Origin of the sequence: Flavobacterium chungangense LMG 26729, from assembly GCF_000735715.2 — a bacterium.
Classification (GTDB): domain Bacteria; phylum Bacteroidota; class Bacteroidia; order Flavobacteriales; family Flavobacteriaceae; genus Flavobacterium; species Flavobacterium chungangense.
The window spans coordinates 61,508-77,842 of the sequence record NZ_JASY01000010.1; the positions used below are offsets into that span (position 1 = coordinate 61,508).

At 36.7% G+C, this 16,335-nt stretch carries 10 protein-coding genes; 7 read left to right on the forward strand and 3 right to left on the reverse strand.

The annotated features are described in order from the left end of the window. The first annotated feature begins 4 nt into the window (after positions 1-4). From JE46_RS16785 to JE46_RS16820, 7 genes are all read left to right on the forward strand, one after another. Complete coding sequence (locus JE46_RS16785; protein WP_031456436.1) at positions 5-2,797, forward strand: M16 family metallopeptidase; 2,793 nt, start codon at positions 5-7, stop codon at positions 2,795-2,797. Positions 2,798-2,906: 109 nt separating this feature from the next. Beyond that, entirely contained in the window at positions 2,907-4,847 is a 1,941-nt protein-coding gene (locus JE46_RS16790) for a protein-disulfide reductase DsbD family protein (RefSeq protein WP_031456437.1), read from the forward strand. Between the two features lie 396 nt (positions 4,848-5,243). Continuing rightward, on the forward strand, positions 5,244-5,870 hold the full coding sequence (locus JE46_RS16795; protein WP_031456438.1) for a Crp/Fnr family transcriptional regulator: 627 nt from the start codon (positions 5,244-5,246) through the stop codon (positions 5,868-5,870). 451 nt (positions 5,871-6,321) lie between these two features. Further along, positions 6,322-7,212 (forward strand): helix-turn-helix domain-containing protein, encoded by an 891-nt coding sequence (locus JE46_RS16805; protein WP_051872912.1) that lies wholly within the window; start codon positions 6,322-6,324, stop codon positions 7,210-7,212. A gap of 419 nt (positions 7,213-7,631) precedes the next feature. Further along, positions 7,632-8,657, forward strand: coding sequence for an efflux RND transporter periplasmic adaptor subunit (locus JE46_RS16810; RefSeq protein ID WP_031456441.1), 1,026 nt, complete (start codon positions 7,632-7,634; stop codon positions 8,655-8,657). Positions 8,658-8,681: 24 nt separating this feature from the next. Beyond that, positions 8,682-11,822, forward strand: coding sequence for an efflux RND transporter permease subunit (locus JE46_RS16815; protein WP_051872913.1), 3,141 nt, complete (start codon positions 8,682-8,684; stop codon positions 11,820-11,822). A 105-nt stretch (positions 11,823-11,927) separates the two neighbouring features. Continuing rightward, the gene (locus JE46_RS16820; protein ID WP_031456443.1) at positions 11,928-13,208 is read left to right on the forward strand and encodes a TolC family protein; all 1,281 of its coding nucleotides are present in this window, start codon (positions 11,928-11,930) and stop codon (positions 13,206-13,208) included. A 453-nt stretch (positions 13,209-13,661) separates the two neighbouring features. Here JE46_RS16820 and JE46_RS16825 read toward each other — a convergent pair whose 3' ends face one another. From JE46_RS16825 to JE46_RS16835, 3 genes are all read right to left on the reverse strand, one after another. Then, complete coding sequence (locus tag JE46_RS16825) at positions 13,662-14,708, reverse strand: beta-ketoacyl-ACP synthase III (RefSeq protein WP_035136737.1); 1,047 nt, start codon at positions 14,706-14,708, stop codon at positions 13,662-13,664. Between the two features lie 63 nt (positions 14,709-14,771). Continuing rightward, a complete protein-coding gene (locus JE46_RS16830; protein WP_031456445.1) occupies positions 14,772-15,599 on the reverse strand; it encodes a universal stress protein in 828 nt (275 codons plus the stop codon). A 57-nt stretch (positions 15,600-15,656) separates the two neighbouring features. Then, positions 15,657-16,268, reverse strand: a complete 612-nt coding sequence (locus JE46_RS16835; protein WP_031456446.1) for a TetR/AcrR family transcriptional regulator — start codon at positions 16,266-16,268, stop codon at positions 15,657-15,659. Between the last annotated feature and the right edge of the window lie 67 nt (positions 16,269-16,335).

Consider the following 16,335-nt stretch of genomic DNA (forward strand, 5'->3'; position numbering starts at 1 on the left):
AAAAATGAAAAAACACATCTTTCTGGGCTTCTGCTCACTGGCTTTCTGCACCCTTATTTCAGCACAGAGTAAAGCAGATAAATTCAAAAAAATCAAAGAATTAGGCGGAATAGAAGAATATTTGTACCTGCCAAACGGAATGAATATTCTGCTTCTTCAGGACAATGCTTCACCCGTTGCAACTGTACAAATTGTGTATCGCGTAGGATCCAAAAATGAAGTTTTGGGAAACACGGGCTCAACACATCTTTTAGAGCATTTAATGTTCAAGGGAACACCGACCTTCAATAAGAATAACGGAAATACAATTACAGATGTCCTTCAAAATACCGGTGCACAGTTAAACGCGACAACCTGGTATGACCGCACCAATTATTTCGAAACGCTGCCAAGCGATAAAATTGAATTAGCGCTGCAGATTGAAGCCGACAGAATGCGCAATTCTTTATTGACAAAAGAGGATAAAGAAGCTGAAATGACGGTTGTGCGCAATGAATTTGAACGCGGCGAAAATGACCCAAACAGTATACTGAATCAGGAAATCTGGTCATCGGCTTATATTGCGCATCCCTACCATCATGCTACAATAGGCTGGAAATCGGATATTGAAAAAGCGCCGATTGAAGTTTTGCGTAATTTTTACAATACTTACTACTGGCCGGATAATGCAACGTTGACCATTATTGGTGATTTTAAAAAAGAGAATGTTTTTAATTTAGTGGATAAGTATTTTGGCGGGATTACAAAAGCCCCAAATGCAATGCCTCAACCTTACACTGAAGAACCGATACAATACGGTCCTCGCAAAATTATTATAAAAAAAACAGGAGAATTAGGCGTTGTTAACAAAGCATATAAAATTCCGGGTGCTTTAAATGAAGATCTTGCAGCCTTGAAAATTTTAGGAGAAATTATTGGATCAGGACCTTCGGCAATTTTAAATACAACTTTCGTAGACAGCGGATTGGGAATTTATACCTATGCAAATGTATCCCAGTTTAAAGAGGTAGGCCTTTTTATGATTGGTGTAGGTTTTCCAACCACTTCAAATCATGAAGATATCGACTCTAAAATAGCAGAAGCGGTTGCCAGAATAAAAAAAGACGGCGTAACAACCGATGAGATAAATCGCGTAACAGCCAAAATAAGTGCAGAGACCCTTTTAGCCCGAGACGGTTCAGGAGTTATTTCCTCTGAACTAAACGAAGCCATTGCCGCAGGCGACTGGACCATTTATATCACAGGAGTAGACAAACTTAAAAAAGTAACGCCTGCAGATGTACTTCGTGTAGCGCAAAAATACCTGGTGGAAGACCAAAGCACAACAGGTTATTTTATTCCAAAACAAAGCGGAACCCAAAGTCAGGGTGAGCCGCAGGCAAATAATTTCATTCCTTCTACTGGTCCTTTTTATTATAGACACCCGGAAGGCAGACATGTTCACGAAGAAACTTCATCAGGAGCTTCATTGCAGCAAAAAAACACTATGGCAGATGCTGCTGTTAATGAAATAGCAATCGAAAAAAGTGCTCCGGCTTACAAAAGAGAAAAAGTAGTGGGAATTGATGTAGTTTCCGTAAAAACTTCGGCTAAAGATTTCGTAACTGTTGCTGCAAGTATTTCTTTAGGAAATTTTGTCAATGAAACTAAAAATCCTATGATTCCTTCCTTAACAGCTTCTATGCTGTCAAAAGGAACTACACTCAATGATAAATTTAAATTCTCTGAAAAACTAGAAAAATTAGGAGTGTATTTAAATGTAAATGCAAATACAACATATATATATATTGATTTTAAATGTCTTAAAAAGGACTTAGATCAGGTGATTGCTTTATTGGCAGAAGAAATCCGAAATCCTTTATTTGACCAAAAGGAATTCGAAAACCTAAAACAGCAGTATACTGGAAATATTCAACAAGGTTTAAACGATCCAGGCCAAAGGGGAAGTATTGCTCTAACGCAGGCAATTTATCCAAAAGGAAATCCAAATTACAGTTTAAGTGTAGAAGAAGATTTGACCAATATTAAAAATGCCACATTAGATGACGTAAAAGCATTCCATAAAAAATATTTTGGGCCAGCTTCGATGCATTTAGTGATTGTAGGCGATACTGAAGGAGCAAACTTAAACAATTCTTTAAAAAAATCATTTAAAAATTGGAATGGCGGCGTTTCAGAAACTTTAAAATTTGAAGAAACTGCAAAAGTGCCTTCCAAAACAGAAGTTATTACCATCGCTGAAAAACCCAGTGCAGAATTATACATTGGACAATATACAGGTTTAAAAAGAGCGGACGCGGATTATATTCCGTTTTACATCGCCAATTATACATTAGGTGCAGGTTTTGCCGGCCGTTTAATGCAGACTGTTCGTGACAGCGAAGGCTTAACCTATAGTATTTCTTCTTCAATGGGCGGAAATATCATGACTGGAGGCTACTGGATGGTAAATGCTTCTTTCAATCCGTCTTTATTCCAAAAAGGACTGGATGCCACGATGGTTCAGTTAAATAAATGGGTGAAAGAAGGAATAACAGCTGAAGAATTAGAGAATAAAAAAACTAATTTAATTGGAAGTTTTAAAGTAGGACTTTCTACTACAAATGGGGTTGCAGGTACTATTTTGAGTTTCATCGAAAGAGGTTTGGAGCCAAGCTACATCGAGCAGTATCCAAAAGATATTCAAAAAGTTACCTTGAAAGAAGTTAATGATGCCATAACTAAATATGTCCAGCTTGATAAAATGATAATTATTAAATCAGGTTCATTGGATAAAGATGGCAATCCGATTCAATAAAATATAAGCTGCCTTCCCAAATTATTATAAAATTATGAATTAGTTATTATTTCACGGAGGCATGAAAGAGCTGTTTTTTACAGCTCTTTCTTTAAAAAAATCAAAAAAAATGAAAAATACAATTATTGCTTTTATGGTTTTGTTCAGCAGCTGCGTGTTTGGGCAAATGTATAACCCCGTAAAGTGGAGTACTTCTGTAGAGAAAATCTCAGAAACGGAATTTATTTTAAAAGCAGAAGCCACAATACAATCAGGATGGCATTTATACGGACAGTATATCGAAGAAGGAGGCCCCTCACCTACCCTTTTTACGTTTGACAATTCAAAAAAGCCATTTGAACTTATTGATAAAACTACTGAGGAAAAAGGGCATGAAGTAATGGATAAGATCTTCAATATGAAAATAAAATATTTTGAAGATAAAGCACTTTTTTGCCAAAAAGTAAAATTTAATTCTAATGATGTTTTCGATATTACTGCAGAAGTTGAATTCATGGTTTGTGATGATAAAAATTGTCTGCCGCCTGCCTCGGAAGAGTTAGTATTTAAATTGCCCAATGCAAAAAAGACTCCACTTGCTGAAACTCCCGTTGTTAAAGACGCACCGGAAAAACCCAAGAAAGATTCAAGAGGTCTGGTTAGTATCTTTATAATTGCTTTTTTATCAGGTTTTGCAGCCTTACTGACTCCCTGTGTTTTCCCAATGATTCCAATGACGGTCAGTTTTTTTACCAAGCAGAGTAAAACTAAGGCTGCCGGAATTCGCAATGCATTGATTTACGGACTTTCTATAATCATTATTTATGTTTTATTAGGTTCGATTGTAACGGCTTTTTTTGGAGCAGATTCTTTGAATGCACTTTCAACGAATGTTTGGTTCAATATCATTTTCTTTATTTTACTGGTTGTTTTTGCCTGTTCTTTCTTGGGTGCTTTCGAAATTATGCTGCCAAATTCATTAGCAAACAAAGTCGATTCTCAGGCAGACAAGGGAGGCTTAATTGGTATTTTCTTCATGGCTCTGGCGTTGGCCATTGTTTCCTTTTCATGTACAGGCCCAATTGTAGGAACGTTATTGGTTGAAGCGGCTTCAAAAGGTGGTATAGCGCCAATTGTAGGGATGTTAGGGTTTTCAACAGCTATTGCATTGCCTTTTTCTTTATTTGCTGCGTTTCCAGGCTGGCTGAATGCACTGCCAAAATCAGGCGGCTGGCTGAATACTGTGAAAGTTGTTTTAGGCTTTTTAGAACTGGCTTTAGCTTTCAAATTTTTATCCAATGCCGACTTGGTTCTGCAGCTGCACTGGCTGGAAAGAGAAGTTTTCCTTGCGATCTGGATTGCTGTTTTTGGGGTTTTGGCTTTTTATTTATTGGGAAAAATTACGCTGCCGCACGATTCTCCTTTAAATCATATTTCTGTTGGAAGATTAAGTTTTGGACTGATTGTTTTGACTTTTACAATTTACTTGATTCCAGGGCTTTGGGGTGCTCCACTTAAAATAATCAGTGGTTTTCCTCCTCCAATGCATTACAGTGAATCTCCGGACGGAGTTGGAGGTTCTAAAGTTCATGCCGAGACTTCTAATAATTCGCTTCCAGAAGGAGCAGAATATGGTCCGCAGAACATCATAACGTTTCATGATTATGAAAAAGGAATGCAATACGCTAAAAAAATAGAGAAACCAGTATTGCTGGATTTTACGGGATATGCTTGTGTAAACTGCAGGAAAATGGAAGAGCTGGTATGGTCGAACCCGAAAGTTTTAGGAGTTTTAATTAACGACCTGGTGCTGATTTCTTTATATGTTGATGATAAAAAAGAACTTCCTGAAACGGAACAGTATGTTTCTGAAACCACTGGGAAGAAAATTAAGACGATCGGAAATAAATGGAGCGACCTTCAAATTAAAACCTATAAGGCAAATGCTCAGCCGTTTTATGTAATTGTAGATCACAATAGTGCATCTTTGACAGAAACTTCAGCTTATAATCCTGATATAGAAGAATATTACAATTGGCTTCAAAGCGGAATCAAAAACTTTAAAAAATAATAGTTTAAAAAAAGACAGCAATGAAAACTATTGCAGATACTACACCAGCTATTGAATTATAGCACTATTTTTCTCAGTTCAGGGGAAACACATGGTAAATCATCTACAAATGATTTTTTAATCACCAAGGATTGGTTGTCACTTTTTACCTCCGCGATGTCGGAAAAAATCATGTTGCACAATTTACTGGAGAAGGTCAATGGATATCTGATGTGCAGTCCTTCACTACAGGCTGCACATTTTAGAGCCAGATTATTAGAAAAGATTCTAACTGAAATTTTTCAGAAATTATATAGACGTATTCATCCCTTGCAGCACTTTAACTTACTGCATGATAGAAAAAAGCATATTTCAGTAAAAGGTATCTGAGAAATATTAATTCCTATAATTACACAAATGCAAAACACCTTAAAACAAATATTCCCAAATTTTTCCAACGAACTATTGTCGGCGATTGAAGAAAATGCAAGCGAACAAAATTTTGAAGCCGGCGCTATTCTGATGCGTACAGGACAATACATTAAAAATACCGTTTTAATTTTAGAAGGAAAAATAAAAATTTATCGTGAAGGAGAAGATGGTGGCGAGTTTTTAATGTATTACCTGCATCCTGGACAGGCTTGTGCCATTTCAATGATCTGTACAGCCAAAAGTGAAAAAAGTCAGATCATGGCCAAAGTCGTCGAAGATGTTTCAGTGATAATGATTCCTCTTCCGCTAATGGAAAAATGGATGATGGAACACCGTTCCTGGTACGAATTTGTAATTGAAACCTACCGGAACCGGTTTGAAGAAATTTTGGAAATTGTTGACAATATAGCATTTCGTTCGACAGACGAGCGATTGGAATTTTATCTAAAAAGACATTCAAAAGCATGCGGCTGCACTGAAGTTAAACTATCTCATCAGGAAATTGCAACTGAATTAAACACCTCCAGAGAAGTTGTATCTCGATTACTAAAAAAAATGGAGCAGCGAGGATTAGTTAAACTAAACCGCAATCACATCGCGCTTCTAAAATAATTTAAAAATGAAGTTCCAATATATTAACAGATTAGAGCCGGAGTGAATACCTTTATTGCCACAAAAAACTAAGGCGGTTTTTACAGCTATTTCACTAGTCGAAGTTGTGGCAGAATCGTTGCACAAATTATTTTGTAAAAATTAAATATCTTGCCAATCAAGTGCTGACAGGTTTAGGTTCGAATGTGCAGCTAGCTCTCGCTAGTTACAATACTTTCTTTTTAACTAATTCTCATCAAACAAACGATACGGAAACACATTTAAATCTATTTTCAGATTTTTCATAGAGCCATCACATAAACACTCTCATTCACTGAATTATGATGGTATATTTCATTTTTATTCTTGTTAGTCATTCCACAAAAAATATAAAATTTTTATTTTTTTGTCGTTACAACTAATATAAAAACCAATAATTATATTAAAATACTAACTTTACAAAAAAAAATCCTTGGATAAAATAAATATAAAAAGGCATTCTATAAACGATACTTTTAAAATTTTAGGAGAGATTCCGCAGTCGGAAGGCCTTCATATTTATAATACCAAAGAGGAATTTTTTGAAAGCCCTTTTTCCTATCCATTCAGGTCTGAAAGCTACACTGTTCTATTAGTACATTCAGGTGAAGTTACAATGCAGTTTAATCTGGCAAAGTACCATTTAGAGACAGATGATATGGTTTTTATTTCTCCCCATAACATCATCAGTATTTTAGAAATCAAAAATAGTGTCGTCATGATGGGAGTAAGTTTTACACTCAATTTTGCTTTGGAAAACAGTATAAATAAAAATGAAATGGATGCGTTCGATTTTTTTGCATCCAAAAGTGTCCCTCATCTCAAACTCAAAAGCGACGAAGTAAGCCATATAAAAATGTTAATCGAATTACTGCATAAAAAAAATACGCAGATAAATCCTTTTCATGGGAAAGAACTTTTAACACACAGTTTCAATTTATTAATGTATGAATTAGCTTCAATCTATCGTGAAAGTAATTCTGACGTAAAGGTAAAAATGACCCGCAAGGAAGAACTTACTTCCAAGTTCTTTAAGTTGCTGGAAGAGAATTTCATTACCGAAAGAAAGGTAAAATTTTACTCTGATGCATTGTTTATGACTGCTGGACATTTGTCAAAAATACTAAAGGAAGTTTCCGGTAAAACAACCGGCGAACTTATCGATACAGCCATTATTACAGAAGCGCGCATTCTGCTATCCAATCCTTCGCTGAGCATTGCACAAATTGCTGAGGAACTTAATTTTAGCGATCAGTCTTTCTTTGGTAAATTCTTTAAAAAACATATGAAATTATCTCCTTCTGAATATCGTAAAAAACGATAAAAGTCCTCTTGGGCATTACAATCGATTTAGCCCAATAAAATCCAATCTCCCTTTTTACTTATTCTAAGAAAAACCAGCCCAAATTCATTTATTTAATGAAACAGAACGGTTTATTTCAAGTCTCTTTTATATTTTCGGTAAGTTTTATTATTCTAAGAACAGTTTCCACAAAAAACTGTTTCTGACCAATTATGTCATTAAAATGACCTTTTTTTGATTTCCTTCTCAACACATCTTTGCACTATATATTTAATCAAATTATAGTGGATAAAATGAACTACACAAAAACTTCGGGTTTGGATAATTCCAGACAAACTGCTGAGACGCCCACGGGTACTTTCTTTAACATATTATGCTGCACAGGACAGCTGTTTAAGAGTCTTAATTTAAATCAAAAAGTAAAATTTAACTAATTACCTATGCCTAAATCATTAAAAAACAGCATCACGCTTCTTCTAATAATGGCTTTGCTGAGCAGTTGCGGAAAGAAAAAAAATGAAATCGAATCTAAAATCATCACAAAAGTCAGTGTAAAAACTGTAGATGCAACTTCACAACCGGAAATATTCAGCTACAGCGGAACAATTGAGGCTGATAACACCGTATCATTGGGATTTTCGGTTTCCGGAAGAGTAAATAACGTTGCCATTCAGGAAGGACAGCATGTTTCCAAAGGACAATTGCTTGCCTCAATAGAAACAGAAGAATACCAAAGTGCTTACACGATAGCCAATGCCAGCCTTGAACAAGCGGCAGATAATTTTAAAAGACTCGATCTTTTATATACAAAAGGAAGTCTTCCGCAGCGGGATCATATTACTGCAAAAATAACTTTGGAACAGGCCAAAGCCAACAGCAGCATCGCACTGAAAAGGTTAAAAGACACTAAAATCTATGCTCCTTTTACAGGTATTATAACTGCCAAATTTATTGAAAGAGGCGCAAGTGCCGCACCCGGAGTTCCCGCTTTTACCATCATGAAAACAGATAATGTGTATGCCAAAGCTTCGATTAACGAAAATGAAATTGGCACCATTAAAATTGGAATTCCGGCTCAGATAAAAATTGCATCGCTTGACCAAAACTTCAACGGAAAAGTAACCATTATAAATCCAAGTGCCGATGCAGCAACCCGAACTTTTGATGTAAAGGTATTGCTGAATAATTCGAAAGGCGTTCTACTTCCGGGAATGATCAGCGATATCAAAATAGAAACCGGCAGAATGACACAGGCCATTACAATTCCGGCAACAGCGGTAATTCGGGATGCTGATGACATTAATTATGTTTTTATTGCTTCTGAAAAACAAGCCGTAAGAAAAAGAATAAGCCTTGGGAATTTTAAAGGGAACGAAGTTATAGTAACCAAAGGGCTGAATAATGGGGATAAAGTCATTATAAACGGACAGCGAAATCTTAAAGATGGACAGGAAATTTCTTTTTAGTCTTAAATAGTCAATGCAATAAAAATGAAAAAAGTAAAAATAAATTTCATAGAAGCCGCAATGAAATACCGTCAGGTTACCATTGTAGTTACGGTTTTACTGATGATTTTTGGACTGTTTGCCCTGCTCAACATGCCCAGGAGCGAGGACCCAAAAATAACGGTAAGAAGCGGATTAATTATAGCAGCACTTCCCGGAGCTGATGAATTGCAGGTTGAAAAACAGCTGACCAATAAAATTGAACAATATCTTTTTAGTTTTGAGGAAGTTCGAAAAGAAAAAACCAAATCAGAAACTAAAGAAGGTCAGGTTGTGATTACCTGCGAACTGAATGAAAATGTAAAAGATACCAAAAGATTCTGGGCAACACTTCAGCACGGACTTAACACAACCTTCAAAATGCAGAACACATTGCCGCCCGGAATGGTCGGCCCGATTGTAAACAGTGATTTCGGTGATGTTGTGGCGCAGATGATTACCGTATCTGCACCGGGAAGAAGTTATGCTGAAATTGAAAAATACCTTGATAAACTGGAAGACGGACTGAAAACACTTCCAGAAACTTCAAAAATAAAACGTTACGGGGGACAAAAACAGCAGATTTATGTGACTGTTCAGGATGAAAAACTGCACCAGTACGGTTTTGATTTCGCAACAATTGCCCAGGTATTACAGGCGCAAAACGGAACAAATTACACCGGCGGAATTACCCTTGATAATGGTGAAATTTCTGTATTTGCAAAAAATCAATATAAAAATGAAGCCGACATCGGCAATCAGATTGTGTACAGCAGTCCGCAGGGAAAAATAGTACGTTTGAAAGATGTAGCTACAATTGAACGCCGTTACGAAGAACCTTCAAGTTTTATAAAATTGGGAGATCAAAAAGTAATGATGCTGACTGTAGAGATGCAGCCCGGTAAAAACATTGTAGAATTTGGTGAACAACTTCGTGAAAAAATTGATGAAGTAAAAAAAGAACTGCCACCCAATGTAGAAATCAAAACCATTGTAGATCAGCCCGAAGTGGTAAAAGAAAGCATCAGCCATTTTATGCTTGAATTTGCTATTGCGATCTTCTCTGTAATTGTTGTGGTTATTATTCTGCTGCCTTTTAGAGTCGCAATGGTATCGGCCGTAGCTTGTCCTATAGCTATTGTAATCACCTTTGGGGTTCTTAATATGATTGGTATAGAAATTCATCAGGTAACACTGGCAGCCTTAATTATTGTATTGGGAATGGTGGTGGATAATGCCATTGTGGTCGTAGACAATTATATTGAAAAACTAGATGAAGGCGTAGATCCCTGGACGGCAGGCTGGCAGAGTGCAACACAATTGTTACTGCCTATTTTTACTGCAACAGCGGCTATTATATTTGCTTTTCTTCCGCTTGCCTTTTTTCTTAACGGAATAGCCAAAGAATTTATTCAATCGCTTCCTATAGCGGTGGCGGTATCCTTAATTACTTCCTTTATTGTTGCGGTGCTTTTAACGCCTTACATGAGTTATATCTTCATTAAAAAAGGATTAAAACATAAAGTAAGCGACCGTCCTGTAAAGAAAAATATGCTCGACAGATTACAGTCTGTTTTTAATAACGGTTTAGAATTTAGCTTTAGATGGCCAAAAGCTACACTTATGGCAGGATTATTTTCTGTGATTCTGGCAATCATAATAGCTTCCAGCGTGGAGCAGGAACTTTTCCCCACTGCAGAAAGAAATCAATTTAATCTGGAAGTATGGCTGCCAAGTGGTACCAGTTTAGAACAAACTGAAAAAACCGTAACGCAAATTGAAAAAGAAATTAAATCCGACGAAAGAGTACTGAGCACCGCAAGTTTTATCGGCACCAGCTCTCCCCGATTTCACTCGACTTATGCTCCCGAAACCCCAAGACGTAATTTTGCACAAATCTTTATTACGACAGCCGGAAAAGAAGAAACACAGCAGCTGGCAGATGAATACCTCAAGAAGTTCAACGGCTTTTTAACCGACGGGTACATACGGGTTCGACAATTGTCTATGAAAGAAAGTCCGGCACCGCTTGAAGTACGTGTGATTGGTGATGATATGAACGCCCAGAAACATATTGCTCAGCAGGTTACCGCTATCATGGAAAAAGCTGAAGGCACCAACTGGACAAGATCAAGTTATCAGGAAGATTATTATGGGGTAAAAGTGGTTCTTAAAGAAGATAAAGCAGAACGTTTGGGAGTATCCAGCTCTGCGGTGGCACAAACTCTTGGTGCGGGTCTTAAAGGATATCCTGTTTCTACTTTGTATGAAGGAGACAAACCTATTGATATTTTACTGCGCCTTGATTCTAAAAACCGCGCCGATTTTACCGAGTTGGAAAACATTACCATTTCGACAATTTACGGAACAAAAGTTCCTTTGAAAGAAGTCGCAGACATTTCACCTGCATGGCATACAGGAATTATAGCCCACAGAAACGGTTTAAGAACCCTTACTGTAATGACCGAAGCACAAAAAGGAATTAAAGCGGCCAAAATAATGGCTGCTGTACAGCCTGAAATTGATAAAATTAAACTGCCGGACGGCATAAAATTAGTTTATGGCGGAGAATTTGAAAGCACGAATGAAACCGGCCCGGGAATGATGATGTCTCTTGGAATAAGTTTGATTATGATTTTTCTGGTACTGCTTTTTCAATTTAAAAATTTTACCAAAGTTTTAATTGTACTGTCCACTTTTCCTTTAAGTCTGCTGGGTGCTTTCCTTGGCCTTAAATTAACAGGTAATCCAATGGGTTTCACCGCTTTTATGGGAATCATAAGTCTTATTGGTATTGTAGTTAGAAACGGAATTATTTTGGTCGATTATGCCGATGAATTGGTACACCTGCACGGCTATTCTATAAAAGCAGCCGCAATTGCTACAGGAAAACGACGTATGCGACCAATATTCCTGACTTCTGTAGCAGCGGCCGTTGGAGTAATCCCAATGATCGCCGGAAAATCGCCCCTTTGGGCGCCTTTAGGCAGTGTATTGGCCGTTGGATTAGTTGTTTCGATGATCATGACACTATTTGTGGTTCCTATTCTTTACTACAAATTTGTAAAACCAGAACCGCACAGCGAACATTATCACCCTGATAATGATGACGAAATATTATACAAACCATCACATGAAGGGCATTAATTCATAAAGTTATCAGACTGCTATAAAGCTTTGATTAAATATAAGGGATTCCGATTTATCCATAGCAGTCTTGATAGCCTGAGCCGCTTCTTTAAAATAGCTATCATGAAAATTCAAAAAAATATTAAAATTTTCTTCGGCCTGATTGTTTTTTTGACCTTGTCAGAAACAAGGGCGCAGGAAAAAGTACTCACGTTGGAAGAGGCCAAAGAAATGGCGGTCAAAAACAATAACAGCATCAAAAAGGCCGTACAAAATACCCAGGCTGCCCAGGCTGCAGAAAAAGCAGCACATACTATTAACAAACCCTCTCTGGATGCAGGACTTATGGGATTGTATGTAAGTGATCCTCTGAGCGCTATTCTGCCCGAGTACAGCGGCAATGCATCTCTGGGATTAACACAGGTTATTTATGCTGGCGGGAAAATAAATTATGCTAAAAAAACAGCCTCAAAAGCCGTTGAAATAAGCGAAGTACAAAATCAGCTTGCTACAAATGAAGTGCTGCTGAAAACAGAAACTACGTTTTGGAAAATTGTTGACCTGAGCGAAAAAGTTGTTTTATCTAAAAAATATATTAGTCTTTTAGAAACTTTACTGGCCGATTTAAACAACTCTTTCAATGCCGGATTGATTTATAAAAATGATGTGCTTCGCGTGCAAGTACAGCTTAATGGAGCACAATTGGATTTAAAAAAAGCACAAGACGGATTGAGTCTTGCAAAAATGAGCCTTGCCCAAATAATGGGAACTCCAAATGCTGATTTTAGCGCAGCAGGCGATTTTAAGGAAGATTTTATATTACCTTTTGAAGAAGAGGGAAAATTAAAATCGCAGAATCGCTCGGAAACCGCTCTTCTTAAAAATGCTGTAGAAATCAGCGAACTAGAATCTAAAATGCTTGAAGCCAACAGAAAACCAAGCGTGGCATTAAGCGCCAACGGACTTTATGCTGCGGGAAAGAGAATTAATTTTTCTAACGGAGAAAATGATATGGCGGCGTTTTACGGTTTGGTGAATGTGACAATTCCGGTTTTTGACTGGGGAAACCGAAAACTGAAAGTAAAGGAACAGGATTTTAAAACCGAAGCCCGAAAAACCGACCTGAAAGAAACCCAGGAATTAATTGCACTCGAAGTTCAGGACGCCTATTTACAATTGTCCCAGGCTAAAGAACGCGTTGCATTGACAAAGGAGTCCTTGAGCAGTGCCGATGAAAACTTACGTCTGAACAATGACCGTTTTGATGCCGGAACCGTAGTGGGAAAAGATGTACTTGAAGCTCAGGTATTATGGCAGCAGGCGTACGCAGAAACCATTGATGCCAATGCAGCGTACAAAATCAGTAAAGCCATCTATAAAAAAGCGATCAACGATTTAAAGTAATTTAATTACGACCAAAAAATCAGCTGACAGCCGATTGTAATTTTTTATAATTATAATCGGCTTTTTTGGGTTAAAACAAATAGAAATCTGCTTAATCTCCCACAACAGCGAGTTAAACTTTTTTTATAGCTTATAGTTATCATTCTAGCCAAGACGCAAAGTCACATAGAAAATGGTTTTAAACTTTACGATTTTGCGTCTTTGAGATAGATTTATTCCCAGCAAATATTTTAGATATTTAAATAAATAACATTGAACTGTCGGGAGAAGTGTTTTGTCCGCAGATCACGCAGATTTAAATTAATAGAATCATCTGCTCAAATCTTTTTAAAATATGCGTGAAAAAATTTCAACAAAAAAAGCCTTCAAAAAAAATATTTGAAGACTTTCACAACCAACAATAATTAAAGAATACAGTATTTTTTTATTACATGGATTATCTTTTTAGCGACTTTATTCTGCGCTGACAAATTCCTTTTCAACAGCGATTATTTTTATTGCTACAGGTCTTTCTTTTCGGAGCACTCCCCATTTCATGCAGGCGGCACCCCAAGAAAATCCCGCACCAAAAGCTGTAAGCAAAATATTTTGCCCGGCTTTAAAATCAGTTGCAAAATCCCATAAACATAGCGGAATAGTAGCCGATGTGGTATTGCCGTATTTTTGAATATTAACTTTAAATTTTTCAAAATCAATGTTTAAATTCTCGCTCACAGCTTTAATTATTCTCAGGTTTGCCTGGTGCGGCACAACCCAGTGGATATCAGGACTATCTAAATTATTAAGTCCCAGCACTTCGCTGCAGGCAGCACTCATCGATTCAACCGCTTTTTTAAATACAAAAGAACCATCTTGTTTGATATAATGTTCTCGGTGTAAAATGGTTTTCATACTGGCAGGAAATCTCGAACCACCGGCAGGTACAAGCAATGCTTCTGTGCCGCTTCCATCTGTTTTTAAAATCGTTTTCATTATTCCGGACTCTTCAGTACTTTTCTCCAGAAGAACAACTCCGGCACCATCTCCAAAAAGAATACAGGTGTTGCGATCTTCATAATCAACTATAGAACTCATTTTGTCTGCCCCGGCAACCAGAATCTTGCTGTAACGCCCGCTTTCTATCATTGCTGAAGCCATTTCAAGTGCATACAAAAAACCACTGCAAGCTGCATTTATATCAAAACCAAAAGCATTTACAAGACCACTTTTTTCGCAAACTTTACTCGCCGCAGGCACCAGAATATGATCGGGTGTTGCAGTAGCCAGTATCAGACCTTCAATTTCAGCAGGATCGACTTCATAATGCTGCATTAAATTATCTATTGCTGCTGAGGCCAGATCAGAAACAGCCTGAGAATTACTCATGGCTATTCTTCTTTCTTTTATTCCGGTTCTTATTTCAATCCATTCCTCAGTTGTATCTACTATCTGTGAAATGGTTTCATTATTTAATATTGAAGCAGGTACAAACCCGCCAACAGCTGTTATGGTTGCATTCATCTTTCTTTCTATTTCTATAGATCTATATCAAAATCAAATATTGTTTTCTTTCATCAAAAAAAATTAAAAATTAGGAAGAGACAGCAACGGAATATCAAGACCAGAGGCCATAATACGGGTTTTACTGATGTGAACAATCGAATCCCAAAAGCCATACTTTTGTGGCACCATTACCAAAATATCAGCATTGTAATTTTTAATTTCCTTTTTTATTTCATTGATCACTGCACCTGATCGAATGTTTTTATAAACAAACTTTACTTCCATATAAGATTGTTCTTCCTGCGAGTTTATCTTTTCCTGTTCCAGAAGCAGCTCTTCTACTTTTTCATTAACACTAAAAAATTCTACTTCTGCTTTTAACAATTCTGCTATAGAGGCAAACCAGCTTAATTTTTCTATAGACGATAAACTTTCATTATCAAAAGCAAAAAGTATTTTTTTTAAGTTTAAAAAACGGGCATTTGCGGGAACTGCCAAAACCGGAATATTGGTATTTTTTATGATTGCTGTCGTGGCATTACCCATTAAATCCTGCTCCAGAGAACGGTCTGCCATACCCATAACAACGAGTTGTGCATTAGTATCTTCTATTAAATTATGAAGCTGGTCTTCTAAAAAAGAATAATTGCAAAAGCACTCTACTTCAATTTCAAACAAAGTAGCTATTTCAGTACCCAATCTTTCAAGCCTCAACGATGTTTGATCAAGTTCTTGCTGCATTCCTTCACTGGATATTCTGGAATTGGCACTGTGAATAGATAATGAAAAAGAATGAAAAAGGATCAATTTTGTACCGGTAGCTTTTGCAAAACCAGCAGCATAAGTGACAGCATTATTGGCCGTGTCAGAAAAATTGGTTGCCGCAATTATGGCGTGATATAAAGTCATAAAATGGTCTGTTAAATTAGATAGTTTATTAATATGAGTTGTGAATACGTTTATTTTCTATAAGCCTGAATTATCTTCATCAAATGAAGAAACCAGTACTTCTGCCCCGGTCCTGTTTACAATTCCGTGTAGAAAAAAACTATTGATATAGGATAAGAACTTAAACTTTTCCGACAGCATTATTTCATCTTCAAGAGCATAATCAAGCTGTTTGAAATAAAGTGCTGCGGTTATACTAGCATCCAGGGATTTTCTATAATACCCCTCAGAAATGCCTCGTTTTACATTTTCAGTAAAAAAAGGAAGGAACTTGCTTTTTTTTGACTCTAGCATCAAATCGTATACTTTTGGGTAAAACTTCATAAGATCACTCATAAAAACAGGCGTAAATACAGACAGGTTACACTGCATATACATAAAAAAAGTACTCAATTCTGTTGGAGCATCAGCCATTATTTTTCTCAGCTTATCAATATGTTTCTCTGTATTAACCAGTGCCTTTTTTACTATTTCGTTTACAATAGTTTCCTTATCAGGAAAATATTGGTAGAATGTCTTTTTTGAAATACCGCAATTATGACAGATTAAATCAACAGAGGTTTTCTTGATTCCTTTACCTGCAAAAAGCAGTGAGGCCGTATTTATTATATCCTGTAATTTGTTCTTCATAACTTCCACTATTAAAATTTTAGTTTAGAGGAAAAAGATTCGTATTCTTCACGCAGTGATAATTTTG

What these genes read in the sequence shown, in the direction of transcription:
- JE46_RS16785 (WP_031456436.1), top strand. Translation starts at nt 5, where the DNA reads ATGAAAAAACACATCTTTCTGGGCTTCTGCTCACTGGCTTTCTGCACC.
- JE46_RS16790 (WP_031456437.1), top strand. Translation starts at nt 2,907, where the DNA reads ATGAAAAATACAATTATTGCTTTTATGGTTTTGTTCAGCAGCTGCGTG.
- JE46_RS16795 (WP_031456438.1), top strand. Translation starts at nt 5,244, where the DNA reads ATGCAAAACACCTTAAAACAAATATTCCCAAATTTTTCCAACGAACTA.
- JE46_RS16810 (WP_031456441.1), top strand. Translation starts at nt 7,632, where the DNA reads ATGCCTAAATCATTAAAAAACAGCATCACGCTTCTTCTAATAATGGCT.
- JE46_RS16815 (WP_051872913.1), top strand. Translation starts at nt 8,682, where the DNA reads ATGAAAAAAGTAAAAATAAATTTCATAGAAGCCGCAATGAAATACCGT.
- JE46_RS16820 (WP_031456443.1), top strand. Translation starts at nt 11,928, where the DNA reads ATGAAAATTCAAAAAAATATTAAAATTTTCTTCGGCCTGATTGTTTTT.
- JE46_RS16825 (WP_035136737.1), bottom strand. Translation starts at nt 14,708, where the DNA reads ATGAATGCAACCATAACAGCTGTTGGCGGGTTTGTACCTGCTTCAATA.
- JE46_RS16830 (WP_031456445.1), bottom strand. Translation starts at nt 15,599, where the DNA reads ATGACTTTATATCACGCCATAATTGCGGCAACCAATTTTTCTGACACG.
- JE46_RS16835 (WP_031456446.1), bottom strand. Translation starts at nt 16,268, where the DNA reads ATGAAGAACAAATTACAGGATATAATAAATACGGCCTCACTGCTTTTT.